General features: G+C 37.3%; 1 protein-coding gene. It reads right to left on the bottom strand.

Features of this window, described 5'->3' with window-relative positions; all coding sequences use genetic code 11:
• Positions 1 to 245: GTP-binding protein (locus PGW42_RS15835; RefSeq protein WP_270235200.1), on the bottom strand; the 245-nt coding region annotated here is incomplete at its 3' end.
• Positions 246 to 510: the final 265 nt, after the last annotated feature.

The following is a 510-nucleotide window of genomic DNA, read 5'->3' as shown; positions in this document are numbered from 1 at the left end:
AAAAAATCCATATGGCCTGGCGTATCTATAATGTTGACTTTTACATCCTCCCACTGAAAAGATGTCACTGCTGTCTGGATAGTGATTCCCCTTTGACGCTCCAAATTCATTGTATCTGTCCTTGTTGTGCCTTCATCTACGCTCCCTAGTTCTGCAATTGCACCACTGGTATACAATAAACTTTCCGTTAATGTTGTCTTTCCTGCGTCAACGTGAGCCAGAATGCCTAAGTTAATTATTTTCATGTGATTTTCCTCCTATCAACACCCAAAAAAGGGCATAAAAATACCCAGTGATAAATACTCCTATCACTGGGTAAATAACTCCAATAGCCCCAAAACACTTATATGTTTTCGGGCATATAAAATTACATGATAAAAGTATTCTTAAACTGGGTACAAAAAACTAAGCCCCATATTAAAAGTGAAACGGGACTGCTACTTTTTGTTCCCACTATCAAATTGACAGTTTATTTAAGAATACCTTGCCGCATATTTATTAACTCCTTGT

Origin of the sequence: Coprococcus sp. TM115-187, from assembly GCF_027679115.1 — a bacterium.
Classification (GTDB): Bacteria; Bacillota; Clostridia; order Lachnospirales; family Lachnospiraceae; genus Allocoprococcus; species Allocoprococcus comes.
The sequence above is the reverse complement of the archived record's forward strand: the minus strand, read 5'-3'. Positions and strand labels throughout refer to the sequence as shown.